Genomic DNA, 25,679 nt, shown 5'->3' on the forward strand with positions numbered 1-25,679 from the left:
ACCGTCAGCACCACGCCCAGCCGCCGGCCCACGCCATGGGGAATTGCCGCCGCCACTGCGGTGAAGCGGCGTGTGCGGTGATTGCTCATTGCGGTGCCAGCCTCAATCGTCGAGCTCGTCGTCGCGCTGACCGAGATGGACCAGCGCGAGCAACAGCACCACGACGAAGCGGAACGCGCTGGCCAGCCCGTTCCATTGGGTGGACATCCACATGCCGAACCATTCGCCGCCGATCGCCATGAAGCCGCCCAGCCACAGCAGCAGGCCGAGCGTGAGACCGACCACGGCGAGGCGCTTCGATCGGTGGAAGGTCGCCGCCGGCCTGCGGCGCGCATGCCACAGGCGCCACGCACCCAGCCCGCACAGCACGGCGGCCAGCGTTTCGGTGGCGATGATCAGCACGTACGCCGCGTGTTGCAGCAGCGGAGCATGGATCGCGCGGTAATGAACGCCGGCGTCGGGAAAGATCGAATCCATCGCCAATACGTGCTGCACGAAGACCAGGTTGCTGCCGTAGTCGGTGATGTTGCCGAAGGCGACCAGCGCCAGCCACAACGCGATCGTCGCGGTCAGCCCGATCTTCGAAAGCCGCATCGGCATCTCAGCGCCCGAACAGTTTCTTGAAGCCGTTGTCGGTGAAACCCGCGCTCACCGTGCCATCGGGCTGCACCACCACCGGGCGGCGGATCAGCGCGGGATATTCCTTCAGCAACAGCGTCCACTCCGGATCGCTGCCCGGGCTCTTGCGCTGCGGCAGCAGATTGCGCCAGGTGGTGGAGGATTTGTTGACCAACTTCTCCCAGCCGCCCAGTTGTGCCGCCCATTCTTTCAGCGTCGCCGCCGGTACCGGGTTGGCGCGGTAGTCGACGAACTCATGTGCCACCTCGAACCGGGCCAGCCAGTTGCGCGCCTTGCGGCAGGTGTCGCAAGTCGAAAGCCCGTACAGCAGTGGATTCATTCGCCGCTCCGCAACAGCTCGTTGATGCTGGTCTTGCTGCGCGTCTTCGCATCGACCTGCTTGACGATGATCGCCGCGTACAGGCTGTGGCTGCCGTCCTTCGCCGGCAGGTTTCCGGCCACCACCACGCTGCCGGCCGGCACGCGGCCATAGCTCACTTCGCCGGTGGCGCGGTTGTAGATGCGCGTCGACTGGCCCAGGAACACGCCCATGCCGATCACGCTGCCACGCTCCACCACCACGCCCTCGACCACTTCCGAACGCGCGCCGACGAAACAGTTGTCCTCGATGATGGTCGGATTGGCCTGCAGCGGTTCGAGCACGCCACCGATGCCGACGCCACCGGACAGGTGCACGCCGGCACCGATCTGCGCGCAGGAACCCACCGTGGCCCAGGTGTCGACCATGCTGCCGCTACCGACGAAGGCGCCGATATTGACGTAGCTCGGCATCAGCACCGCGTCCTTGGCGATGTGCGCACCGCGACGCACCAAGGCGCCGGGCACCACGCGCGCACCCAGTTGCTGCAGTTCCGCATCGTTGCCATGGGCAAAGCGCAACGGAACCTTGTCGAATGCCTGCGCAGGGCCACCGTCGACCACGCGGTTGTCATTGATGCGGAAGTACAGCAGCACGGCTTTCTTGAGCCAGGGATTTACCGTCCAGCCACCGTTGCCGTCCGGCTCGGCGACGCGACGCTCGCCGGATTCCAGCAGGTCGAGGGCCTGGTCGATGGCCGGTCGCAGATGGCTTTCGATTTCGCTTTGCGTCAGCGTGTTGCGGCGCTCGAAGGCGTCGTCGATCAGGGTTTCGATGGCTTGCATGGCATTCATTCGGTGATATTGATGAGCGGTCCGGACGGACCGTAAAGAATACAGGCTGGACAGCGCAATGCCGCGTGCGGATTCATCCGCATTTAACGACGGCCAGCCCATTGTTCCATCGCCCCAGAGGAGTCAGACATGAACCAGATCAAGATCGGCGTGCTCGTCGGAAGCCTGCGCATGGATTCGTTCAACCGGCGACTGGCCCGGGCGGTGGAGAAGCTGGCACCGGACGACCTTGCATTCCGGCATATCCAGATCAACGACCTTCCGCTCTATTCGCAGGATTTCGATGCTGCCTATCCGGCCGCCGCGACCCGGCTGAAAAAAGACATCGAGTCGGTCGACGCGCTGCTCTTTGCCACACCCGAGTACAACCGGTCGATACCAGGCGTGTTGAAGAACGCGATCGATATCGCCTCGCGTCCGTGGGGTACCAACTCGTTTGCCGGCAGGCCCGCGGCAGTGATCGGCACCTCGATCGGCTCCACCGGCACCGCCATGGCCCAGCAGCACCTGCGCAACGTGCTGGCCTATCTGGACATGCCCGTGCTGGCCCAGCCGGAGGTCTTCATCCATTTCAAGGATGGCCTGGTCGCCGAGGACGGCAGCATCGAGAACGATGGAACGCGGAAGTTCCTGCAGGGTTTTGTGGACAACTACGTTGCCTGGGTCCGGCGATTTGTGCGCTGACGAGGCACCACGCGCGCTTGAAGACCGCTGCCCCGGAGGAATCGTCAGCGCAGCCTTCACCGCAGCCTGACGCTTCGCCTGTCCATGATGTCATCGAGGTCGTGTAATGAATGGAGTACATCGCCAGGGGCCATCAGTCGCTCGGCAACGACCCATTGCTCCGGAGGAACCGACGCATGCAAGAACAGATCAGTGAAGGCTCGATGGTCTTTGTTGCCGATGGTGCCGATGGCATCGGCTCCGTTCGGGAAATCAGGCGCGGCCTGCCGGAGCTGCTGGTGTATATCGAGAACGCCGGTGATTTCGTGGTGCCGTTGTCGGCAGTGAAGTCCGTCCATTCCGGAAAGGTGCTGCTGGATTTCGACCAGCTTGAGCTGCGCCTGCGCAACGCCATTCGCCATGCGCGCGATTCCGAGGACCGCAACTACGTGGCGCCGCCGTCGTCCGAGGACGAATAGCCAGGGACGGAACGTGACCAGCGCCAGCGCCACATTTGCCGATACGATGCCCGGCTTGCCGATTGAAACCCGACGGAAAGCATGATCGACAAAGACGAAGAGCGACTGAACCGCCAACTCGACCGCTTCGAACGCGAACTGCCCAAGCCGGTGGGCCAGAGCATTCGCTGGCTGCGCGAGCCCTCGTCGCGCTGGATCCGCATTCCGACTGGCCTGCTGCTGATCGCGGGCGGAATCTTCAGCATCCTGCCCCTGCTGGGTCTGTGGATGCTGCCGCTGGGTCTGTTGCTGCTGGCACAGGACGTGCCATTCCTGCGCCGTCCGATGCGACGCGCCCTGCTCTGGGTGGAGCGCCGGTGGGTGCGCTGGAAGCGGCGGCGCCGGAACAAGGCTGGATAGCCCGGTGGCTGCGGGACAGTTCCCGCCACCCTGACTTTGCGGGAATACCGCTGCCGGCTGGCTTTGCGTCGATTATTTGTGATAATGGCTCGATCCCACCTGGAAGGCGGTGCAAGCCCATGACGCAATATGATCTTGAGTCCTTGTTGGCGCCGATCGGAGACGAGTCACCGGCGGGTGATGACCTCGAATACGACCCCGATTTTCTCGCCCTGGAACGCGCCGCTGCGCCCAAGGCGGAGCGCGCCATCGGCGACAACGTCAAGGCCGCGGAAGAGCCGGACTGGGAGAAGGTGGTCGAGCTGGCCGAAGCCGTATTGCGCCGATCCAAGGACCTGCGTGCGGCCATCCATCTCACCACCGGCTGGATGCGAACCTCTGGCATGCGCGGCTGGAGTGCCGGGCTCAGCCTGATCCGCGGCCTGCTCGAACACTACTGGGACAGCGTCTATCCGCAGCTGGATGCCGACGACGACAACGATCCGACCATGCGCGTCAATTCGATCGTGCCACTCGGTGACCTGCAGGGCGTGCTGCGCTACTTCCGCACCACCCCATTCGTGCAATCGCCGCGCATGGGCCGTTTCGACTTGCGTGATTTGCGCATCGCCAACGGCACGCTGAAAGTCACCGCAACGGATGGCGAAGCGGCAGCCTCGTTGACCGAGATCGAAGCGTGCTGCATGGATTGCGCCGAAGAGGAACTGGTAGCCGTGACCGCCGCCATTGCCCAGTCGCTGGAAAGCGCCAAGGCCATCGACGGCATTTTCAACGACCGGGTCGGCACGGCCGGACCTGATCTGAAGCAGCTGCTCAGCGATATCTACGAACTGAAGAAGTTTCTGGAACCCCAGTTGGCGCGTCGGCTTCCGCCCGAAGGCGCGGCCGGGGACGGCGATTCAGCCGAAGACACCACCGCTGTGACGGGTGGCGCGACCCGCGCCTCCACGGGTGCGATTACCGGTCCGCAGGACGTCATGCGGCGCATCGATGAGTTGTGCGACTACTACACGCGCAATGAGCCATCCAGCCCGGTGCCCATGCTGCTGCGCCGTGCGCAACGCCTGGTCGGCATGGACTTCATGGACTTGCTGAAAGACCTGGCTCCGGGCGGCATTCCCGAGCTGCGTGTGGTTTCGGGTACGCCCGAAGACGAGTAGCGCCAAGCGGTCAATGGGCTGGTTGCGGCGGCGTCTTCAGTAGACGCCTTTGCACGTGCCGACCCCGGAACGAACGAAGAGCTGGTGCACCGAGGGGTCCCAGCTCAGGGTCATTCCACCGGGCAGACCGGCGCTGATCCCAGCCGAGGCAATCTGGCTGATCGGCCCGACCGTCGCCGTGTGCCCATCGGCAAAAGTGACTCCGGCGCTGATGGTGTAGCGCACCGGATCGGCGCAGTTGCCCGTATCGACCTGGCGCGAAACCGTCTGGCCGCCGGCAAATTCCGGCATCGTTCCGGCGATGGGCGAGCCGACCTGTTCCGTGCCATTGCCCGCGCGGCAGGTGGTGGTCAGCGCGTAACTCACCAACAGCCTGGCGGGCGCCGCCACCTGCACCACGGCAACCGCTTCGGGCAGCGCCCCGCAGCCAAGCAGGAACGACTTGTGTTTGGGCACGACGTGCAGCACGTAGCTGCCGGGCTGCAGCGGCTTGTCATTGGCGATCGCCAGCTCGATGCGATCGGGCGACACGCCGGTCACCATGGGCTGGACGGTCTGAGGTTTGCCTTGCGCATCGGTGGCGGTGACCGTGGGATTCTCGCACTGGGCATCGAACAGATTGGCGCCAACCAGCGCAAAGCTGGACTTGCCCGGGGCACTGCGCAGGACGAACAGCGGGCGGTGATCGGCAGTCTCGACGCCATCAATCACCGGTGTCAGTTTGGCCGATCCCGAGGCTTCGGCAATCTGGCTGACCGTGGTGGCGAGTGCTTCGGCCATGGCGTCCGCATCAGCAGCGAGGCAATCCTTGCTGGCGGTCAGAAAAGCCTGGACCCGCTGACTTGCCGCATGGGCACGATACGCATTGCCCTTGGACTTCGCATCGATGATGTCGATCGGCGTGTCGATATTCTTGCCGAGCGACTTGCGCAGCACGTCGGCCATCGTGGCAAGTCGCTGGCTGGTCGAACCCAGCGTGGAGTCCGGCTTGCTGCCTGCACGAACGGACAGCTCATGCTGGGCAGCATCCAGTTCGTCAAGAACCGTCGTGCCGGTCAATCGCGGCGCGATTTGCGCAGCGACCGGGCTGACCCACCCCGACGTCAGCAATCCAAGCAGGACCGCGGCGCCGAGCCTCAGCGTCCTCATCGACGACCATTCATCATGAAGCCGACCATGCCGACGGCATCGCCTTCCTGGCAATCCTGCTGGTCCGGCTGGTCCGGATCGCAACCGTTCTGCTGGTCAGCCGGCAAACGTACGCCCGACGGGACAATGCCATACGAACGGTAGTTCGCCGTGATCACGCTCGGGTCGATGTACGAATCGCCATGGTTGCCGTTCTGCGCGCTGCCCGCGCCGGTGGCGGTAGGCACGTTGATGGCAAAGCCGCCACCCAGCGGCAGCAGATTGTTGCTGCTGTCCACCGCGTAAAAGTAGGCCGGCGGAAAACCGACGTTGGCAATCATCTGCAAACCGGTGCCGACGACGTAGATCGGCGCCGTTCCCCTGCCCATCCGCCCGGTCGAACCCCAGATGCCCGTGCTGTTGTAGAGCGGCGTGGTGCCCAGCTGGAACAGATCGCCATTGGTCACCGACAGGTAGGTGACCGCAGTACCAGCATTGACCGTGAACGCACTGCCGTCGACCGACGCCAGGGTCAGGGTCTTGTTGTTGGTCATGCTGAAACCGCCCGGCGACGAGAAGTTGCCGAGCGTGTCGACCATGTTGTTGATGCGACCGGACGCGCTGCCCAGCGTGCTGGCGCCCGTCGCGCTTCCGCTCAGGGTGCTGGCCGTGATCAGGCCACCGGAGCCTTCGTTGATCGCGCCGGCGGACTTCAGCGTGGTCTTCGTGCCGCTGATCGCCCCGTTGATGGACAGTCCACCGGCGGTCGTGGTCAGGGCCAGGGCGGAACCGCCGTTGACCGCGCCATTGACTGTCAGCGCCTGCGCATTGCTCAGCGCGAAGTTCGCTGCGCTGAAGCTGCCCAGGGTGCCGATGTGGTTGGCGCCGGTGAGAGTCGTCGCGCCGACCGACTGGCCGCTCAGTGTGCCGGCCGTGATGCTGCCGCCGGCACCTTCGCTGATCGCACCCGCCGACTTCAGCGTCGTCGTGGTGCCGCTGACGGCACCGTTGATGATCAGGTCGCCCGCGGTGGTGGTGAGTGCCACGGCCGGGCCGCCATCGAGTGGCCCGACCACCGTCAGCGTCTGTGCATTGGTCAGACTGAAGTCCGCCGTGAAGCTGCCCAGCGTGTTGATGTGGTTGCTGCCGTCCAGTGTCGTATTGCCGGTCGACTGACCCGTCAGCAGATTCGCGGTAATGCTGCCTGCCGCCCCCTCGGTAATCGCACCGGCGGAGTTGAGCGTGGTCGTGGTGCCGCTGACCGCCCCGTTGATCGCCAGATCGCCAGCGGTCGTGGTCAACGTGGTACTGGCGCCGCCCAGGAGCGGACCACTCACTGTCAACGAACGCGCATTGGTCAGGCTGAAGGCCGTCGCGCTGAAATCGCCCAGCGTGGTGACCTTGTTGGCCTGATTCAGCGTTGTGGTACCGGTCGAACTGCCGGTCAGCGTGCCAGCGGTGAGGATGCCGCCACCCTGGCTGATGTTGCCGCTGGAGTCCAGGTTCACCGTCGTGCCCGTGACGTTGTTGCCCAATGCCAGATCGCCGGCCGAGGTCAGCGAAACATCACCACCCGTCAAGGCCGTGTTCACGCTCAGCGCTCCGCTGGTCGTGGTCAGGCTGATGTTGCCGGTACCACCTGTGGTGGTCAGCGGACCAGCCACGCTCAGCGCCTGCGCATTGGTGAGGGCGAAATTGGCGGCACTGAAGCTCCCGAGCGTGCCGATATGGTTGGCCTGGTTCAGCACGGTATTGCCGACCGAACTGCCATTCAAGGTGGTAGCGGTGATGCCGCCACCGCTGCCTTCGGTAATGTCCGCGGCCGAGTTCAGCGTCGTCGTGGTGCCGCTGACCGCGCCGTTGATGGCGAGGCCGCCAGCCGTGGTTGCCAGGGTCGTGCTGGTGCCGCCACTGACGGGACCGGTGACGTTCAGCGCCTGCGCATTGGTCAGCGCAAAGCCAGCCGCCGTGAAGCTGCCCAGCGTGCCGATCTGGTTGGTGCCGTTGAGCGTCGTTGCTCCAGCGGAGTGGCCCGCCAGCGTGGTTGCCGTGATGGCGCCGCCAGCGCCTTCGCTGATCGCCCCCGCGGATGCGAGTGCCGTCGTCGTGCCGTTGACTGCCGCGTTGATCGCCAGGTTGCCGGCAGTCGTGGTCAGCGCTGTGCTGGCGCCACCATTCAAGGTGCCGGCGATGGTCAGCGACTGTGCGTTGGTGAGGGCAAAACCCGCGGCACTGAAGCTGCCCAGGTTGGTGACATGATTGCTGCCGTTGAGCGTGGTCGCACCCGCCGACTGGCCCGTCAGTGTCGCGGCGGTGATGTTGCCGCCGACCCCTTCACTGATCGCCCCGGCCGACGTCAGGGTGGTGGTCGTGCCGCTCACCGCACCGTCGATGGCCAGGTCCCCCGCCGTCGTGGTCAACGCCGTGCTGGCGCCGCCATCGACTGCTCCGGTCACGGCCAGAGACTGCGCGTTGGTCAGGGTGAAGCCGGCGGCAGTGAAGCTGGCCAGGGTGCCGATGTGGTTGACCCCGTCAAGATGGGTTGCGCCTGCTGAATGACCTGTCAGCGTGGTGGCCGTGATGCCGCCTGCCGGTCCTTCGTTGATCGTACCGGACGAGTTCAGGCTCACTGCCGTGCCGTTGACGATGCCGCCCACGGTCAGGTTGCCCGAATTCACTGTCAACGCACCCGTGTTCACCGTCCCGAGCGTCAGGGCATTGATGTCGCTGATCTGCGTAGCGCCACCAGCGAGATTCACCGTGCCACCGAAGTCATTGCTGCCGCCAGCGAGGGTAATCGCGCTGGTGCCGGCATCGATCGTGGTTATTCCCGCCACGGTCAGCGCTGCGCCCGTCTGCGATACCGCCCCGCCGCTGGTGATGAGCAGGTCGCCACCCACCGTCGTCGCACCCAGCGTCGTGCTGGTTCCGGCACCGGTCGTGGTGATCGTTAGCGTACCGGCCGCGTTGCCGCTGATGCCGAGGTTGCTGCTCGCCGTCACTGCCGCGATGCCGGACGTGGTGCCGCCGACCCCTGTCGTACCCGCGCCGGACAGGTTCACGTTGACCGGCGTGGTGTAGCCCGAGTAATCCAGGCTGCCGTTGCTCCCGGCGTCGAGATTGCCCGAGATGTCCCCGTCGGCACCCGAGTGCATGAAGAACTGACCGGTACCCGTGTCGATCAGGTTGCCGATGCCGGAGAACGTCCCGGCCAGATTGGTTACCGTACCCTGGTTGTGGCCGGTGAGGCTCCAGTTCTGGTTGGACGCGGACAGCGTGCCGGTGCCTGCATCGGCGACGTTCTCGAACGAGGTCCAGGCCAGCGTGCCGCCGTTGCCGGCGTTGGCGCCGGTCAGGGTGTAGGTCTGGTTGCTGCCGCTGATCGTGTCCGCGGCCGAGCCGCCCTTCGCCGTGGTGATGCCGCTCCAGCCACCGGTGCCCGTTGCGCTGCCGCCCAGACCCACGCTCACCGCCGTGGTGTACGCGCTGTAATCCAGTGTGCCCGCACCACCGCCCGCCAGCGTGCCGCTGACGCTGGCGCCNTGCAGGTAATTGCCGAAGTCCAGCGTCTGCACCGCGATGGTGCCGGTGACGCCGCCGTTGGTGCCGAAGTTCACCGTGCCGGTGGCGTCGCTGATGTTCTCGAACGAGCTCCAGCTCACCGCGCCACTGCTGCCCTTGTCGGCAACGGTGTTGTCCAGCTGGTAGGTCTGGCCGGAACCCGTGATCGTGTCGCTGTTGCCGCTGCCTGTCACCGTGGTGACGCCTGTCCAGGTGCCGCCAATGCCGCTGGTCGCGCCGGCGCCGTTGGCCAGGTCGAACGTCACTGCCGTGCCGTAACCGGTGTAATTCAGCGTCTTCGCCGTCACGTTGCCCGTGACGCTGCCGCTGGTCCCGAAGTTCACCGTGCCGGTGGTGTCGGCGATGTTGCCGAACGATGTCCAGCTCACGCCGTTGCTGCTGCCTTTGTCCGCAACGGCATTGTCCAGCAGGTAGGTTTTGCCAGAACCCGTGATCGTCGCCCCGGAGCCGTTGCCGGCTATCGTGGTCAGGCCGAAAGCACTGTAATCCAGGCCCGAGTCGCTCGATGTTTTCGTGCCGACATCGAAAGCGCCGGTCACGTCGGTGACGTCGCCGCCGGTACCGGACACTGCGCCGAACCCGGTATAGGTTATGGCACTTGTCGACGATGCCCCGGCGTGGTCGTCGAAGCTGCCGGCGACGTTCGCAATGGTGCCGGTACCCGCCACGTTGGTGGCATTGACGAAGGTCATGCCAAGGCTGGTCCGGGCGTTGTCGTCGAATCCCGAAGCTCCCGTGACGGTCGTGGTGTCGGCGGCGGTGAAGCCGTTGAAGGTGACGCCGCCAGTGCTGCCTGCCGTGTTGCCGGTCAGATTGAACGTGGCGCTGCCCAGACCGGTGATCGAACCGGTGCCGGTCATGCTTCCCGTGCCCGTTGGCGAGGCGCCGGAAAACGCAGCGTTACCCAGACCTGCAAGCGTACCGTCGACGGTGATGGTTGTTGCCGCGGTCGCCGACAAATCGCCATTGATCGTGCCGGTGCCCAGATCCAGCGCACCGGTGTTGCTGACGACGGTCAGAGCACCCGTGTTCAAGGTACCCAGAACAAGATCACCGCCGTTCGCGACCTGCGTGGTTCCACCGGTGAGACTTACCGCACCAGTGAATGCATTGAGGCCGTTCAGCGTGATCGCCCCGCTGCCAGCGTTGAACGCCGAGGTACCGGCTACGGTGAAGATGCCTGATGTCTGCAAAATGTCGCCGGTCGTGGTGGTCACCGACAGGGGTCCGTTGACGGTTACAGCGTCTGCGCTGAACGTGCTGCTGTTCGTCGTCAGGCCGGTCAGTGCGGTTCCGCTGCCTATCGCACCACCAAAAGTCGCCGCGCCGCTGGTGCTGTTTACCGTCAGGTTGTGCGCACCGTCGAGCGTCGAGGCAAAGTCGATCGAACCACCCGTGCTCGTCAATAGCGTATCGGCGCCCAGCGTCACTGCGCCGCTGTAAGTCTGATCGCTGCCCGTGCTCACACCCGTCGCGTTGAGCGCCGTCGTGCCACTGACCGACAGCGTGGTCAGGCCTGACAACACGCTGCCAAGCACGGCATTGCCCGTGACGATCAGACCGTTGCCCGATCCGGTTACACCGCCAAGCAGCTTTACCGTCGTGCCCGTCAGGGTGTCGCTGTTGCCCAGGGTCACGCCGTCGTTGTAGGTCTGCGTGCCGGTGGTGTGAACATCACCGCCCAGCGTCGTAACGCCCGCTGCGTCCGTGGTCAGACTTGTCAGGGCGTTCGTCGCACCAACCGCCCCACCAAACGTCGTCAGGCCGCCCGTATTCACCGTGAGGTTGCGCGCACCGTCCACCGTCGAGATGAAGTTGATGGTGCCGTTGCCGCTGCTGGCAAGCGTCACGTTGGCGCCAAGAACTACCGGGCCGTTGTAGGTCTGGTTGCCACCGGTGGTGATGTTCTTGCCGATATTGATGGCGCCGCCCGCCACGGCTGCATCTGCACCGTTGGCGGTTGCAGAATTCAGCACCAGCGCAGATGTCCCGGTGCCCGTGAGTACAGCGTTGATGTTGACATCGTTGGCAGCGGTGAGAGTAAGCGTGTTTGCGCCCCAGCTCACCGCATCATTCACGTTGATGTTGCCGCTGCCGCCGCCACCGCCGCTGCTGGACAGGATCGTGACGTTGCCGCCGCCGAGATTGGTACCCAGCGCGGCACCGGTGATGTCGCCACCACTGGCGGCGATCTTGAAGTCCTTCGGGTCGATCAGCCAGTCGCCGCTGGTGCCGTTGGGAGCCAGGGTGTTGACGCGGGCGCTGTCGGCGATGCTGACGTGCGCAGCCGAGGTTTCGACGGCGCCGCCGTTACCACCCAGGGCGCCGCCGCGGGCACTTAGGCCGCCGGCGATGGTGCTGGACTGGTCGCCCCATACGACCACTGACCCGCCGTTGCCGGATTGCGTGGCGTCGGCATTCAATGTGGCGCCGGCGGCGAGCGTGCTGTTGGCGGCCCTGAGCAGTCCTTCGCCACCTCGCTGGCCTCCGCCGACGCGGATGCTGCCGCCACCCAGCGCACCGGAGGCGTCAACGCTGCCGCTGACGTTGACATCCTGGTCGGACAGCAACTGCGCACTGCCGCCATGCACGCCGGACACGTTGATGTTGCCGCCGTTCTCGACGTTGCCGCCATTGCCCACCAGCCGCACCACGCCGCCGTCGGTGTTGATGCCGCTGGCGTCGATGACGCCGGCGTTGTTGACCAGATTGGTGAACAGGTCCCTGGTGGCCGAGGCCTGCAGCACCACGGTGCCGTCTTCGGCACGCAAGGTGCCCTTGTTCGTTACCGCGGCTTCCCTGGCATCCAGGCGCTGCTTCAACTCACCGGTGATCTGGATATTGATCAGACCGTTGCCGTCGAAATCGAGCGTTGCATGCTCCGCCCCGTCGAGATTGATCTTGCCGTAGTTGGCGAAGATCAGTCCGTCGTTGAGGACACTTCCACCGACCAGGCTTACCGAGCCACCGCTCGCCGCCTGGATCAGGCCATGGTTGACGATGCCTGCACCGGCGCCGCTGACATTGAGGTTGTAGTGCCCGGCGAGAAAATCACTCGGGGTCAGGTCCAGCGTGCTGGCCATCAAGCCGCCGACGTTCATCTGCGCCGTGGCACCGAAGATGATGCCGTGGGTGTTGATCAGGAAGACCTGGCCGTTTGAATTGATCTTGCCGAAGATCTGGCTGGGGTTCTGATCGAGAATCCGATTGAGTGCCACCGCCGAACGACCCGGCTGGTTGAACAGCACCGATTCATTGGCGGCCACGTTGAAGGTCTGCCAGTTCAACGCCAGTTTCTGCGAAACCTGGTTGATGACGGTGCTGTTGCCGCTCTGCGTAATGGAGCCGGAGCCGCCTACGACGACGCCACCCGTGGGGCCGCCGGCCAAGGCCTCGCCGCTGAAGATGATCGATCCGAGGGCCAGTCCCACGCAGAGACTGATCGGCCACGTCCGCCGCAAGGGCAACGCCTTTCCGGAAGTCCGACTGGCATGGTCACGCGCGGTAACGCGCATCGTGCGCTGCTTTGTGCTCTTGCTCATGGTCGTCATCCGTCAGAACGTGAAGCTGAACCGAGAGTAGATGTGGTAGCCCTTGCCGTCGGACGCATCCTGCGAACTCAGGGGCACAGCACCGTTGAGGTGAAACTCGAAGTTGTGGAATCGCGGCAGGCGGAAGATCAGCCCCGCACCCACGCCACTCAAGGTGGCCGTATCCGGGGTAATTTCCCGATTGGCGCCCGCCGAAAAACCTTTGGCGTAGTCGACGAACAGCTGGAATTCGAGCAATTCGCGCCATGGCCGCCCGTAAAATGGCGAAACCTTGTCGCCGAACCCCGGGGCATCAACGTGATATTCCAGCGACGTGTAGTAACCGCGGTCGCGCAGTGCATCAGCAATCGGATAGGCGCGCGTGCTGTCCGGGCCACCCAGCGCGAATTGCTCGAGCGGAATCAATGCGTCGTTGGCGTACTGCCCCACGAGCTTCAGATAGAGCCTTTGCGACTTGGTCAGGAACTGCATGCGCGTGTACGACAACTTCCCGACAAGAAAGCTGCGTGAGTGTTGCGGACTGACCAGGTCCGGGTCGAGCGAGTCGTCGTTGATGGACTTGCGCAGACCCACCTGGAGGATATCGACACCGTTGAAACGCCGATCCGTATGCAGCATGGCGTAGGTCAATTCGGCCAGCGTGAATTTCTCGTCCGACAGATGGAAGCCCAGACTATCCAGCCTGGACTCTTCCCGAATCACATGCAGCGTGCTCACCGACTGCATGTCGTCGCGGTTGATGAACTTCCAGTCCATGCCGCCGTAATACATCGAGCTGGGACCTTTCACATCCAGCGCGGCGAACGACCCGGTATTGATCTGCAATTCGTTGCGGGAGGCACCCACCACGGCTGACAGACCTGGCACCCAGGGCGCCGGCGCACGATACGTGGTTGCACCGTAGATGTTGTCGCTGGGGTCCAGTGCGTAGTCGACATTGAGATTGAAGACATCGCCGATACCCAGCGGATTGGCCCATTCAAGGCCGGCCTGCGCCCTGTAGCGACCCGTCAGCTCGGTTCCGAAATTGTTCGCACCAAGGGTGAACTTGACCGGGCGTTTCGCTTCCGTCGCGATCATCACCAGGTCGGTATCGCCGGTGTTCTCGCCGGGCTGGAAGGTCGAGGCGACTGTGACGCCTGGCAGATCGCGTGCGTAAAGGAGAGCCGTGTCCACATCGCGCTTCAACAACGGCTTGCCACGGAGCTTCTCTGCCGGCGCGGAAATCACATTGGGCCGGTAGCGTTTGGTGCCCTTGACGATGATCTTGCCGATCCTGCCTTCCAGTACCTGGATCTGCACGATCTTGTCGGGACCCACCGTCTGCGCCGGAAGAAACGCATTGGAAACGATGAAACCCGCGCTCCGATAGCGCTCGACGATCTTGTTGGCGACGCCCTGCATGTCGTCGAAGCTGAGCCGCACGGGGTTACCCGCCTTGGCGGCCAACTCGCGATATTGCGTATCGGCCAGCGCCTGGATGCCTGCTGGCGTGAGGCCCACATCCGCATGGTCAGCCACACCGGTAACGCGGAACCCCTGCACGGCGATCTTCTGCTCAGCGGCGGAGTCACGGTCACGGACCGGGGGCACCACATTGTCCGCCGGAGCCTGCACCGGCTGAACTTGCGGTGTCGAAGAACTACTGGTCAGCGGCGCGTTGCCGGAAGCGTGGTCAGCTGACCCGACGCCGGCGTCCTGCGCCCACACAGACCCGCTCGCAAATGCCAACGCTGCCGCGAAGCAAACAATTCGCACGATACATTCCCCTTGGCCGCATCCAATCGATCCATTGACAGCCTGCTCCGGATGACCCGTGCACGCCAGCTGCGAACTCCCAAGCCCCGACTTTCAGGCAATTGCTGCCCTGCTGGCTCGTCTTACCGCTATCAGGATACACCTTTGCCCCTTCAAGGGAAGAGGTATTGGAGGTTGAAAAAGCACCTTCCGGAAGGCTCGGAAAGACCTGACAAGAGATGCTGGAGAAGGACGGCTTTACACACGCCTCGCCTGTCCAAACTCGTTCAATCTCTCGCGTGAAATCGTGGCTCCCGGCCGTTCCCGGGCTGCCGCGTGATGGGTCCGGATCTGCAGGAACTTGCCCTGGCGATCCGCTCACCGCGAGGGTCAGAACACGGGCAACCAGACTGGTGCGTCAAATGCCTGTCATGGATGCAAGTAACACTTGCACCCACTGGCACGACAGCCGATCAATGATGCAGAAACATCCAGCAGAGCATTGCCGCCAGCAGAGCAATGCCAACCAGCAGGGCAAGCAGCGACTTCCACGACAGCATCGGGCGCATGGAAAGCAGCGAGGAGAGCGCGCGTCCGGCGGCCGCGGAGGAATCATCGATGCCTGTCGCGGCGGAATACTGCGCGCGCGGCTTGGTGACCGCACCCGGCGGTACCAGCGCCTTGCGCGCGGTCACCACGCCCCCCCCATCGGACAACGACTGCAGTACCCGACGACGGCGACTGCGATACTCGGCACGCGAAATCCGGCCAAGCCGATGAGCGTCATCCAGGGCGCGCAAGTCTCGATTGATGGCAACTTCGCGTTCGGTCATTTCAGCTCCCTCAGTATCCGGAAACCCACATCCCGTTGCGGTGAGCCACCATCGGCGCGGCTGGAGTCGACGCTGCAGTCCGACCAGTAGCTGCTGTAACTGCCTCCGCGCACCATCACGCTACCCCCGCTCACCACCCACTCCCATACGTTGCCGGTCATGTTCACCAGGCCCCACGGATTGCGCGACCGCCCGCGAGGGGAAACCGGTGCACCGCCACCATCTCCACCGCCCGCCGAGGGAAGAATGCAGTTGCTGTCTTCGGCCTGCTTCCAACTGCCACCCGCCTTCGCTGCATGCACCCATTCCGCATCGGTGGGCAGGCGATAGGTGAAGCCGCCGCTGAGGTCGCTGAGCCAGCGTGCGTAGGCACGCGCCTGATCGAGGCTGATATTGCTGATCGGTGCGTTGCCAAGGTCCTTGTCCGTGACCGAGACGGCAGCGCACTTGCCGCTGGCGCGGCAGAACTGGTTGAACTCGTTGATCGATATTTCCGCTCGAGACAAGGCGTAAGCCTTGCCTCCGCTCACGCCGGGCACAACCACCAGCAACGGACCGCGACCGCCTCCGATGGCATCCGAGCAGAACTTGCCCTTGCCCGCCATTCCCGGTTTGGCGCAGGAATCGGGGCCACCCGCGGTCGGTGCCGCGCCCTCCGCCGGCGGTTGGGCGACGGGTGTCGGGCCAGCCTTTCCGGTCGCCGGGGATGGCCTTCCGGGCACAGGCGCCGGCGTCTCGCTTACGGGCGCCGAAACCGGCGCCTGAACCTGCGGCGCGGGCGCCACCGCCGCTGCGCGCTTGAGCTTGTCCAGCTGATCGGCCAGCGACTTGGCCGTCAGCTGACCACGCGCCTTCATGCTCGTTTCCAGCTTGCCAAGCTCCGTGGCATCCGTCCGGCGCACGCCGTCCAGTTGCTTCTGCAACTGCGCATACTCGGCGCTGCCCAGTGGCTGCTTCGAGGCCGCCATGATGGCGGCGACCACGTCGTACCGGGCCTTGGCCGCGCGCAGTCCGGGGTTGTTGCCGAGCGTACCCAGTGCTTGCCCGAGGATGTCCGTTGCGCGCTGGTAGCGCCCCTTCTGGAAGGCATCCTCGGCCTGGCCAAGATACGCATCGGCCAGCAGCTTCGGACCCTCGGTCTTGAGGAACGGATTGTCCGGCTGCAAGGTCTTGATCCGCGCCAGCGACTGGCTCGCCTTGCTGACGTCGCCTGCGGCCACGGCGCTCTTCATCGATTCGATGCGCGACTTCACCTCGGCGTCGGCGCTCTCCTGCGCCGCCTTCGCCTGCAACTGCTGCTGCAGGGCATCCAGTGCCGCGCCCTGGGCGATCAGCTCGGCAGACTTCGGTACGTACTTCAGGCCGAAGTCGACGGCAATTCTGGCCTGCGGCAGATGCTGCGGATCGGCCAGTCGCCCGGCCTCGGCGGCGATGGCGACGCCCAATGCATTGACCGCGCGTTCGGTCTCCACCGACTTGTCCGCGCTCAGGGTTCCCATGGCCGCAGCGACTTCGCGCTGCCAGTCCGGCGTCAGCGTCGGTTTCGCCGTCAAGCCCGATAGCGTCGTGCGCGCGTCGGCAAGCGCCTGTGTCTGCTGCTGCAGGTTCTGCTGCTTTGCCGCCGTGCGGGCAGCAGCCACATCGGCCAGAACCCGGCCAAATCCTGCCTCGGCCGGATCGAGCTGCTGGCCGGCCTGGGCCACACGTTCGGCGGCGTCCAGATTGGCACCTGCGATCTGCTCGCGTGCCAGCTTGATCAAGCCCGCGTCCGCCTCGACGCGCAGCGCGGCATAGTCGGGCGAATCGGCGCCGATCTGGCCGCGTGCGGTACTCAGTGCGCTCTTGACGTCCTGCAGCCAGACCACCGTGGCCTGGGGTTTGGCCAGCAGATCGGCTACCCGGCTCTTCGCCAGGGCGTTGCGCTGCGCTTCGCTGGCCGCTTTCTGGGCGAGCTGGTTCTGCTGCTCCAGCAAGGCCTGCCGTGTTGCCGTCAGGCTGGAGTCGCCCGGGAACAGGTTGATGCCGAAACCGGCAACACTGATCGCACCAGCCAGGTCGCCAGCGCCCTGGCGTTCCGTTGCCTGACTCGCCAGCACAGCCTTGAGCCGGGTGGTCTGCGCAGCGAGGCGCGGATCATCCCCGAGCAAACTGGCTGCGTCGTGGTAAGACGCGGCCACTTTCGTGCGCCAGTCGTCAGCATTGCTCGGCTGATCCAGCAAGGCGGTGAGTGTCTGCAGGCCCTGTTCGCGCTGCCGCTGCAACTCCTGCGCCTTCTGTTCCTGCAGGCGTTGCGCCGCCAGCGCCTTGCCGATTTCATCGAGTTGCGCACCGCGCTGCTTCAGCCTGGTGGAATCGGGGAACAGGCTGCTGGCGAGCTTGAGTTGTGCAGTCGCCTCATCAACACGTCCGGCGTCGATCGACTTGCCGATGGCGGTGTCGTACTTCAACTCCAGTTCGGCATTCTTCAGCAGGGCGCTGTTCGGATCGATCGCGCGGATACGGGTCAGCGTGGTGACGACGTTGTCCGGCTGGTTTTCGAAGATCGCATCGGCACTGATCTGGTCGCTCAACTTGGTGTCGAGCGAGTTGAGCAGGTCGTTCCGCTGTTTCTCCACCTCGGTTCGCTTGATGTCCAGCGCCGGTGAGTACAGCTTGAGATCGTCGCGCAGCTTGAACACCTGCTGGGTGCCGGCGTAGTCGTAACGATCCTTCGCCGGATTCCAGTAGGCGTCGATGCGGCCGAGCAGATAGCTCTGGATCAGTTCGCCCTGATCGATGACCGTGCGCTTGCGGTCGTCATCGCTGAGCGTGTCGAGCGCCTGCAGCGCCTGGTTTTCATCGGCATAGTGATCCGGGCGAGTCAAGGTGAAACGCGCGATCACTTCTTCCAGGTGGTGATTGCGCTGGTAAGTCGTCCACGCCCATGCACCGCCGGCAATCACCAGAATGGCCGGCACGCCGTACAAGAGGTAGGGCAGCGCACGCTCACGCGCCCCCACTTCGCGCAGGCCTTCGACCAGATCGTTCGCACTCTTCAGGCGCTGAGCCTTGGTGAAGGCCACGCTCGCGCAGAGCGTCTTGTACTGGAGCTTGGTCAGCCCCTTGACCGGCGGCGGCTTGCGCCCTTCCTTCATCGCTACTTCGGCGCTGGCCTTGTCGTACGGATGCTTGCCGGTAAGCAGTTCGAAGGTCACGCAACCCAGCGCATAGACGTCGTCGCTAGGCACCGGATCCTCGCCCCTGATCATTTCCAGGCTGGCGTAGGCGGGGGTCAGCGCACCGAGCGTGCCGGCGTCGAACACCGTCTGCTCGCCGACCGCATCGCCCATGTGCTTGCCGGCGCGAGCGATGCCGAAATCGAACACCTTCGGCACCCCGTCACGGGTCACCATGACGTTGGCCGGTTTGAAATCCGAATGCACCACGCCGGCGGAGTGCGCGCGCGTGAGCGCTCTCGCCATGCCTTCGATCAGCGGCCGCGCCTGCGCCAGCGGCATGCCGTTATAGGCCTTCTCGCGAATCAGCTGCTTGAGATCGGAGCCGTCGACGTACTCCATCGTCATGAAAACGATGGTGCGATCCTTGTCGAAGTCGTACACGCGCACGATGTTGTCGTGCGCCAGCTGTTGCGAGCGGCGCGACTCGCGTTGCAGCGAAATCAGCGAATCGGGATGTCGGCGAAATTCGTCATTCAGGATCTTGACGGCGACGTAGGGATCGCGATCACGCGCTTCCACCTTGCGTTCGTCGCGGGCCTTGAAGACCACGCCCATGCCGCCGCGACCAATCTCCTTCTCGAGGTAAAAGCGCCCCTTCAGCAGGGAGCCTACGGTGACGAAATCGGCCGCTTCGCCCTCGGCGATGTGATTCCAGCTGGAGCTGCTCATGCCGGAATGGGTGCCAGTCATGCCCTGGTGGGTGCCCTGCGTGCCGGTGGCGCCGAGGGTCTGTCCTTCGGCGGGCTCCCGTGGGGTTGCCGCGGACGGCCGTACCATGGTGGCTTCGTCTGTCACCGGTGGCTGAGGCGGACGCGAGGCCGGCTTGACCACCGTGACGTCATCCAGTCCTGGCTCTGGCGGTGCGCCCGGACGAGAGGCAGGCTGCACTCTGGTGGCTTCATCGCCGCCGGCACCTGCGGCAGACGCCGGCGGTGGTGGCGCGGGACGTTGCGTGGCCGGCTTGATCTGGGTGACGTCATCGTCATGCGCAGCGCCGGCAGTTGCAGCCTGCACGGCAGCCAGCTTGGCCAGCAGGGCCTTGGCGACCATCGGATCCAGCGCGCCGGTGTCGCGTTGCTGTTCGACCCACTCGCGATCTGCCCGATGCTGCGCCTCCGGCACGGCTCCGCGCGCACCGAGCGCGTCAAACAGGGCTGCGAGCTTGAGCTTGTCGGCCTGGTAGGCGGAGACCAGTTCGGCTATGGAATTCATGAGTGGTGGCTTGTCTTCATTCTTGGATGCGTACGACAACCGCAGAGATATTGTCCCGGCCGGCGCGGCTCAGGGCCAGGTCGAACAGGCTGGCCACGAGATCCTGCGGCTCGGGATGGCGACGGCATTCGTCGTCGAGTTCGGCATCGGACATTTCCTTGTTGATGCCGTCGGAGCAAAGCACGAAGGCCATGCCGGGCCGATTGCCGGCGACGACCCAGTCGACGAAAAGATTTTCCTCGGCCCCCACCGCGCGCGTGAGCACACCGGAGCCGGCCTGGCTCGGCGCCGCGGGCGCGCCGAAGTGAGTGACATCGTCGTCACCCCCATGCACGTGGTCACGGGTGACCTGCCGCAACTGCCCCTCTTCGAAGCAGTAGATCCGGCTGTCACCGACCCAGCCGCAGAGCATGAAGTCGCTGTCGTGCACCAGCACCACCACGGTGGAGCCGATCAGGTCGACGCCGCGCGCCGCTGCCGTGTGCAGCAGGTCGGCATTGATCTGCGAAAGGGTGTCTTCGATCGTCTCGATGAAGTCCAGCGCGCTACCCGTGCGCGGCAAGGCGGCCAGACGCTCGACAATCATCGTGCTGGCGTAGTCGCCGGCCGAATGGCCACCCAATCCGTCGGCGACGATCCACAGGCCAACTTCGTCACGCACGAGGATCGCGTCCTCATTGTGCTTGCGCACCTTCCCGGTAACCGTGCGTCCTGCTGAAACATAGCGAGTCATCATGCGCCCGTCTCGATGATCGTCAGCGGCCACCGGGCCGCATCCAGGCCCAGTCCAGCCGCTGGGGCCAGGCGCAGGCGTGCTTCGTCGACGGAGGGCAGCGCGAGCGCGCTGGCCAGGATGTCCGGCGACAATTGCAACAAGGGCGGGCCGGCCATCAACAGCAGCCGATCGCCAGGTTGGAGCTCGCAGCGGACTTCACCCCACAGGGGTTGCTCCGCGGCACCCAATCCAGGCGCGCTCGGCTCCGGGCGGCTGAACAACAGATCGTCAAACTCACCGTCGCCTGCTCCACCGGGCAGGGGATCGTCTGCCTGCGCGAAGAGAGGCTGCAGGCGGCCGTGTCGGCAATGCCAGGCACCCGCCATGCCGATTCGCAGCAAGCTGGCCTGGCCGCCGGACACATGGGCGGCAATCACCGCACAGTCCTCCAGCACCGGGTCGATCAGGTCTTCACTGGCCCGACGCAATGGCGGGTTCAGCATCAGGAGTTGCCGGCGCAGCGACTGCATGCCGCCGATCAGGTCGCTGCACGACATCGTGCGGATGATTCCGGACACCTCAGCAACGGCGCGCTGGCGGGGATCGACAACCCCCACCTCGGCGCAGGCCACGGTCAGGGCGCAGTCCGTCCTTGCAACCACCGCCGCGCTCGCGGCAACGACCATCGCCGCGTCGACCTCCTTGCCCATCGCCACCGGATCGTTCGATGCCACCGGTTGAGAGAGGGTCGAAACCTGAGGGCTTGCGACAAGATCGGACAGCAAGTCCGGATCGTCAGGCAGCCATGCCGTCGCCGCGGCAGGCGTTGCCACTGTCGGGGCCGGGGACGTTGGCGGCCTGGCCACCAGCGTCGGGATGGTGAGGTCGTCGAGCAGGCTGGCGGCACTCTCCCGGGCCAACGGCTGGGGTGGCCTGGAGCGTTCGAAGGCAAGCGGCGACTGCCACGCGGCCAGGCCATGTCCCGCGTCGAGAAACGCTGCGTAGGCGGCGGATGCCGGCAGCCCGCGGGTGGCCAGCGCACATGCCGGCACCCTCTCGCCGCCGGCGGTCCACCACAGGCACCAGGGCCCGGCGCCTGCCGTCAGGCGCTCCCACAATTCGCTCAGAAAATTTGCTGGTGAGGAGACCGCAGGCAGCGGCAGGCGCCAGTGAGTGGCGACACTCCAGTCGACATCCCGCAACGAAGTCGACGCCTGCGACGACGACGTTGCCAGCGGCTCGCCCAGCGCAGCCACCTGATCGTCGAACACTTCCACGTTGATGCGGGCGTCGGCCTGCGCCGCGGCATGGACCTGTTCGGCGGCGTCGAACCAGGCTTTCGCCTCGGTCAGCGCGCGCGTACCGGTAGCGATGTCCGCTGCAAGTGGCGCCGCGATGACCATGGGGAAGCAGCGTCCCACCCGGTCCACACCGGGGCCCATGATGCCGAGCCACGCGGCGTCACCGCATATGCCCGGGGCGAGCAGAAAGCGCCAGACCGGACTGGCGTGGTAGGCATCGTGCCAACCCGCGCCCAGTTCGGCGCGGCTTTCCGCCACCGCCCCTTCGAAATGCCCGTCCCAGACATCGACAAAAGCCGATGGCAGCCGGCGCTGCACGAAATCCCCCGCGCAAGGCAGCTTTCCGAAAAACCCCGCGACGGGATTCGGCATGCGCCTAGCCCCCGCACCGGAAACTGGACAGCGCGTTGCTCAGGAAGGGATTCTTCAAGTTGTTGGCCTGAAGCGTCACCTTTGCGACATGACCGCCGAAGTTGAAGCTGGCGACGAAACGCAGATCGGACTGCTTCTGCAGATTCGCCGCCTGCAGCGCCCGGAAGAACGCCCAGTCACCGTGATAGTCGAATGTGGTCAGCAAGCCGCCTGAAGTGTCATAGGCCGAGATGGCAACATGACCCGGCGTGGGACCCGGCCATTTCATGCTGGCGGTGGTCGCTCCACCGGACTGGTATTCGTATTTCTGGCCATCAACCTCGATCACCAGCTTGCCGATCCCCGCGTCGAGTACCGGCGCAAGCAGGGTGAAGTCGACCTCGGGCATGTTGCCGTTGCGGAAGAACATCTGCTTGATCCGATCGGCACCCTGCAGCTGCGCCAGCATGCCGGCCGAGCCGCTGACCGCACCCGGACCGGTCTTCCATTGCCAGTTGCGGCCGCTGGCATCGATCAGCTTGCCCACGGTCTGGTTGTAGAAGGCGTCGAAGCGACCGCCGTAGCCGAACATCTCGCCGAAATTCTGCAGCGGGATGTCGTTGTTGCTGGAGGGCGAGAACGGATAACGTCCGCGGGTATAGTCGGCGCAGTCCTTCGCCACCGCCTGCTGGTACTGGTCATCCAGCGCACCCTTGGTGCCACTGGCCACCAGCGCCTGGCTCTTGCCTGTCAGCGCCGCGAACCAGGCGGACGCTGGTGCGGGAAGTTGACCGGCGGCCTGCTGTGCCATCAGCAGCTGCGGATTGGGTTGGCCGGCAGCCGAGCTGAAGTCGCCCATGGTCAGCAGGGTCTTGCTGAGATCGTCGAGCACCTTGAGAGTCTGGTCGATCGGCGCGGCGCCCGGACCTCCCTCGCTCAGCTTGTTGATCTGCTCGAAGTGGTCGCTGATCACCTGTCCCGGCTTGCTGGCCGCCGCCTCGTCGGCGGGCGCTCCCGCGCCTGCCCCCGCCTGTGCCAACGCCCGCGCCAGGGCGGATTGCGTGGCCTTGTTCTGAGCCAGCTTCTTGGCTACGTCCTCGGCCTTGTCCTTGGCATCGGCTGGCGGCGCGCGCATCAGGTCGTTGGTGTTGTCACGAACCACTTTCAGCAACAGCTTCATCGGCGAATTCGGACCGGCAAGCTTGGCCGCGATGGTGCTGGCGTCCTGGATGTTGTTGATCGGCTGCAGTTCCAGATCCGCCAGGATGGCATCCCAGGCCTTGATATAGTCCTGCTCGTAGAGCGCCAGCACCTGCTGCGCAAGGCGCGCCTTCTGCAAAGAATCGATCTTGTTCGCGCCGAAGACCCAATCGTCGGCGGCGAATTGAGTGACCGCCTGATCGATCCCCTTGTCGACCTCATCCTTGAACACCGGCTGGGTGAACAATGCCGGCAGCGGTTCCGCCAGCGGCGTGCCGCTCTTGCGCCGATAGACGTTGCCCAGCAGACCCAGTTCCTTGTCCAGCCGCAGCGGTGGATAGGCGCCACTGTCGGCGTTCAACTTGATGTTGCCGTAGATCAGCGTGGCCAGGTCGGCCGTGCGCAAGGTGTTGCGCGCCTGCTCCACCAGGCTCGAATCCAGGCTCAACGCGCGCAGGCGCCCCTCGTGTCCGACCAGCGCGTCGAAGTGCTTGGTCAAGGCCTTCTGCAGAACCGGATCAGCCGGGAACAGCCGGCGCCACTCGATGCCGGCCAGCGCCACGATCTGGTCGTGATCCAGATGCTTGGGCTCACCCAGCATCAGATAGCCCTTGAGGTAGTAATAGAGCATTTGCGGGTCGGCCGCATTCGCGGCCAGGCCAGCACGAAACTGCGACGCCACGCCCGGCAGCAGCAGGGCATTCAGTTCGCGGTAATACGCATCGCGCACTTCGTCGCCTACCGCATTGCCTTGGTAAAGGCCGAAGCGCATCGACAAGGGGACATCGCCCTTGTGCTGCTCGGCTATGTCCACCGCACTCGACAGCGACTCCAGCCGCTCCAGCACCATCGCGAAGTAGGCCTGCTGGTTCGGCGCCAGTGACACGTCACTCTGCGCCGGATACTTCTGCAATGCCGCCTGCACCTCGCCCAGATAGGCGCCATTGCGTCGATAACTGCTGGCCAGTCCGAAAACCAGCAAGGCACACGCCAGCAGCACGCCGATGTAGGACGCTGCCTGGATCAGGATTTTCTGGCGCTCCAACTTGGGATTGGTACCGGCGAAACCGGACTCCTTGAACAGCACATCGCGCAGCAGGCGTTCGACAAAGAAGGTGCGACTCTGGGCGCCCGGCACGTGCAGGCGCGAGGCGTCCAGCCCGAAGGTACGCGCGACCGCGCCCATCATGCGGTCGATCGGTGTGCCTTCCTGGGTACCGGAGGTGAAATAGGCTCCGCGCAGCAGCAACGGTGCGTCGTACTGGTGACCGGTGAACACGCCTTCAACGAACTGCCGCGTGATGTCACGCAAGGCGCCGAGTTGCTGCGGAAACGAGAGGATGGCCGCCCGCCGTGTACGGTCGCGCTCGCCGTGCAGGCGGTCGAGGATGCGCGTATTGAGCCGATCCAGCAGCAGGTTGAATTCTTCAAGGAACTGCTTCGCCGCGCTGCCGTCCATGGTCTTGTCGACCGGAAACGACATGCCCCAGACCTGGCTGCGCAGCTCCGGGTTGAGGTCGTCGAAGAACTCGGTGAAGCCGGCGACCAGGTCACACTTGGTGAACACCAGATAGGCCGGCACGCCGATGCGCAGGTGCTTGGCCAGTTCATCCAGTCGCTGGCGCACCGCCTGGATATGCTGCTGGCGCTCGTTCGTATCGAGCGTCAGCAGGTCGGAGAGGCTCATCGCGACGATCACGCCGTTGATCGGCCGCCGCTTGCGATACTTGCGCAGCAGGTTCAGGAACTCGGCCCAGGCCGAGGCATCCGCGCCGCGGTCGGAATCCTGTGTCGTGTAGCGACCGGCGGTGTCGAGGAACACGGCCTCGTCGGTGAACCACCAGTCGCAATTGCGGGTGCCGCCGACGCCGCGAATGGCCTCCTTGCCGAACTTGTTGGACAGCGGAAAGTTGAGACCGGAGTTCTGCAGCAACGTGCTCTTGCCCGAGCCGGGCGGCCCGATCACCACGTACCATGGCAAGGCGTAGAGATTGGTCCCGCCACTACGATTCTTGCGCAGAGTCTCCACCGCTTCCTGGAAGCGGTTCTGCAACTGCGCTCGCTCGTTCGCAGATCGTTCGCCGCGTTCGCCACCCGTCGGGGCGGCGCCCTGATCGCTCAGGTCGCTGGCCATCTGCCTGGCCTTGCCGCGAACGCGCATCTGCTGCAACTGCAGCCACACGGCCCAGATCACCACGATCACGACGATCACCAGCAGGCGCACCACCGGGCTGGCCAGTGGTTGCGATTCGCCGAAGCCGAGATAGGGACCGCCGAACCAGATCAGCAACGACAGCAGCAGCAAGCCGACGAGGGTGATGAACAGGCGCGATTTGAACAACCCGAGAAGCTTGCCCAC

At 64.8% G+C, this 25,679-nt stretch carries 15 protein-coding genes; 4 read left to right on the plus strand and 11 right to left on the minus strand.

Annotated features, from left to right (window positions below):
- Positions 1–102 precede the first annotated feature (102 nt).
- The 3 genes from ACQGNJ_RS12460 to dapD are packed head-to-tail and all read right to left on the minus strand — an operon-like array spanning position 103 to position 1,782.
- The gene (locus ACQGNJ_RS12460; protein WP_426689566.1) at positions 103–594 is read right to left on the minus strand and encodes a DUF2165 family protein; all 492 of its coding nucleotides are present in this window, start codon (positions 592–594) and stop codon (positions 103–105) included.
- 7 nt (positions 595–601) lie between these two features.
- Positions 602–958 (minus strand): Spx/MgsR family RNA polymerase-binding regulatory protein, encoded by a 357-nt coding sequence (locus ACQGNJ_RS12465; RefSeq protein ID WP_426689567.1) that lies wholly within the window; start codon positions 956–958, stop codon positions 602–604.
- Positions 955–1,782 carry a 2,3,4,5-tetrahydropyridine-2,6-dicarboxylate N-succinyltransferase gene (gene dapD, locus ACQGNJ_RS12470; RefSeq protein WP_426689568.1) on the minus strand — a complete coding sequence of 276 codons (828 nt, stop codon included), beginning with the start codon at positions 1,780–1,782 and terminating at the stop codon, positions 955–957. The genes ACQGNJ_RS12465 and dapD overlap by 4 nt, the downstream gene beginning before the upstream one ends.
- A gap of 138 nt (positions 1,783–1,920) precedes the next feature.
- Here dapD and ACQGNJ_RS12475 point away from each other — a divergent pair, with 138 nt between their 5' ends.
- From ACQGNJ_RS12475 to tssA, 4 genes are all read left to right on the plus strand, one after another.
- Positions 1,921–2,475 carry an NADPH-dependent FMN reductase gene (locus ACQGNJ_RS12475; protein WP_426689569.1) on the plus strand — a complete coding sequence of 185 codons (555 nt, stop codon included), beginning with the start codon at positions 1,921–1,923 and terminating at the stop codon, positions 2,473–2,475.
- A 176-nt stretch (positions 2,476–2,651) separates the two neighbouring features.
- Positions 2,652–2,933, plus strand: a complete 282-nt coding sequence (locus ACQGNJ_RS12480) for a hypothetical protein (protein WP_426689570.1) — start codon at positions 2,652–2,654, stop codon at positions 2,931–2,933.
- Between the two features lie 81 nt (positions 2,934–3,014).
- Complete coding sequence (locus tag ACQGNJ_RS12485; RefSeq protein ID WP_426689571.1) at positions 3,015–3,332, plus strand: hypothetical protein; 318 nt, start codon at positions 3,015–3,017, stop codon at positions 3,330–3,332.
- A gap of 119 nt (positions 3,333–3,451) precedes the next feature.
- On the plus strand, positions 3,452–4,492 hold the full coding sequence (tssA, locus tag ACQGNJ_RS12490; RefSeq protein WP_426689630.1) for a type VI secretion system protein TssA: 1,041 nt from the start codon (positions 3,452–3,454) through the stop codon (positions 4,490–4,492).
- A gap of 36 nt (positions 4,493–4,528) precedes the next feature.
- On the opposite strand, the gene ACQGNJ_RS12495 is transcribed toward tssA, so the two are convergent.
- The 8 genes from ACQGNJ_RS12495 to tssM all read right to left on the minus strand — a co-directional run bounded on the left by ACQGNJ_RS12495 (position 4,529) and on the right by tssM (position 25,679).
- Entirely contained in the window at positions 4,529–5,437 is a 909-nt protein-coding gene (locus ACQGNJ_RS12495) for a hypothetical protein (protein WP_426689572.1), read from the minus strand.
- Positions 5,438–5,637: 200 nt separating this feature from the next.
- Positions 5,638–12,753 carry a two-partner secretion domain-containing protein gene (locus ACQGNJ_RS12500; RefSeq protein WP_426689573.1) on the minus strand — a complete coding sequence of 2,372 codons (7,116 nt, stop codon included), beginning with the start codon at positions 12,751–12,753 and terminating at the stop codon, positions 5,638–5,640.
- A gap of 3 nt (positions 12,754–12,756) precedes the next feature.
- Positions 12,757–14,463, minus strand: coding sequence for a ShlB/FhaC/HecB family hemolysin secretion/activation protein (locus ACQGNJ_RS12505; protein WP_426689631.1), 1,707 nt, complete (start codon positions 14,461–14,463; stop codon positions 12,757–12,759).
- Positions 14,464–14,963: 500 nt separating this feature from the next.
- Entirely contained in the window at positions 14,964–15,323 is a 360-nt protein-coding gene (locus ACQGNJ_RS12510) for a hypothetical protein (protein ID WP_426689574.1), read from the minus strand.
- Complete coding sequence (locus ACQGNJ_RS12515) at positions 15,320–19,753, minus strand: protein kinase domain-containing protein (RefSeq protein ID WP_426689575.1); 4,434 nt, start codon at positions 19,751–19,753, stop codon at positions 15,320–15,322. The genes ACQGNJ_RS12510 and ACQGNJ_RS12515 overlap by 4 nt, the downstream gene beginning before the upstream one ends.
- A gap of 16 nt (positions 19,754–19,769) precedes the next feature.
- The gene (locus tag ACQGNJ_RS12520) at positions 19,770–20,489 is read right to left on the minus strand and encodes a PP2C family protein-serine/threonine phosphatase (RefSeq protein WP_426689632.1); all 720 of its coding nucleotides are present in this window, start codon (positions 20,487–20,489) and stop codon (positions 19,770–19,772) included.
- Positions 20,486–22,141, minus strand: coding sequence for a type VI secretion system-associated protein TagF (gene tagF, locus ACQGNJ_RS12525; protein WP_426689576.1), 1,656 nt, complete (start codon positions 22,139–22,141; stop codon positions 20,486–20,488). Before tagF ends, ACQGNJ_RS12520 begins: the two co-directional genes overlap by 4 nt.
- 4 nt (positions 22,142–22,145) lie before the next feature.
- Positions 22,146–25,679 carry a type VI secretion system membrane subunit TssM gene (tssM, locus tag ACQGNJ_RS12530; protein WP_426689577.1) on the minus strand — a complete coding sequence of 1,178 codons (3,534 nt, stop codon included), beginning with the start codon at positions 25,677–25,679 and terminating at the stop codon, positions 22,146–22,148.

The sequence above is a fragment of the Rhodanobacter ginsengiterrae genome, assembly GCF_050026815.1.
Taxonomy (GTDB): Bacteria; Pseudomonadota; Gammaproteobacteria; order Xanthomonadales; family Rhodanobacteraceae; genus Rhodanobacter; species Rhodanobacter ginsengiterrae.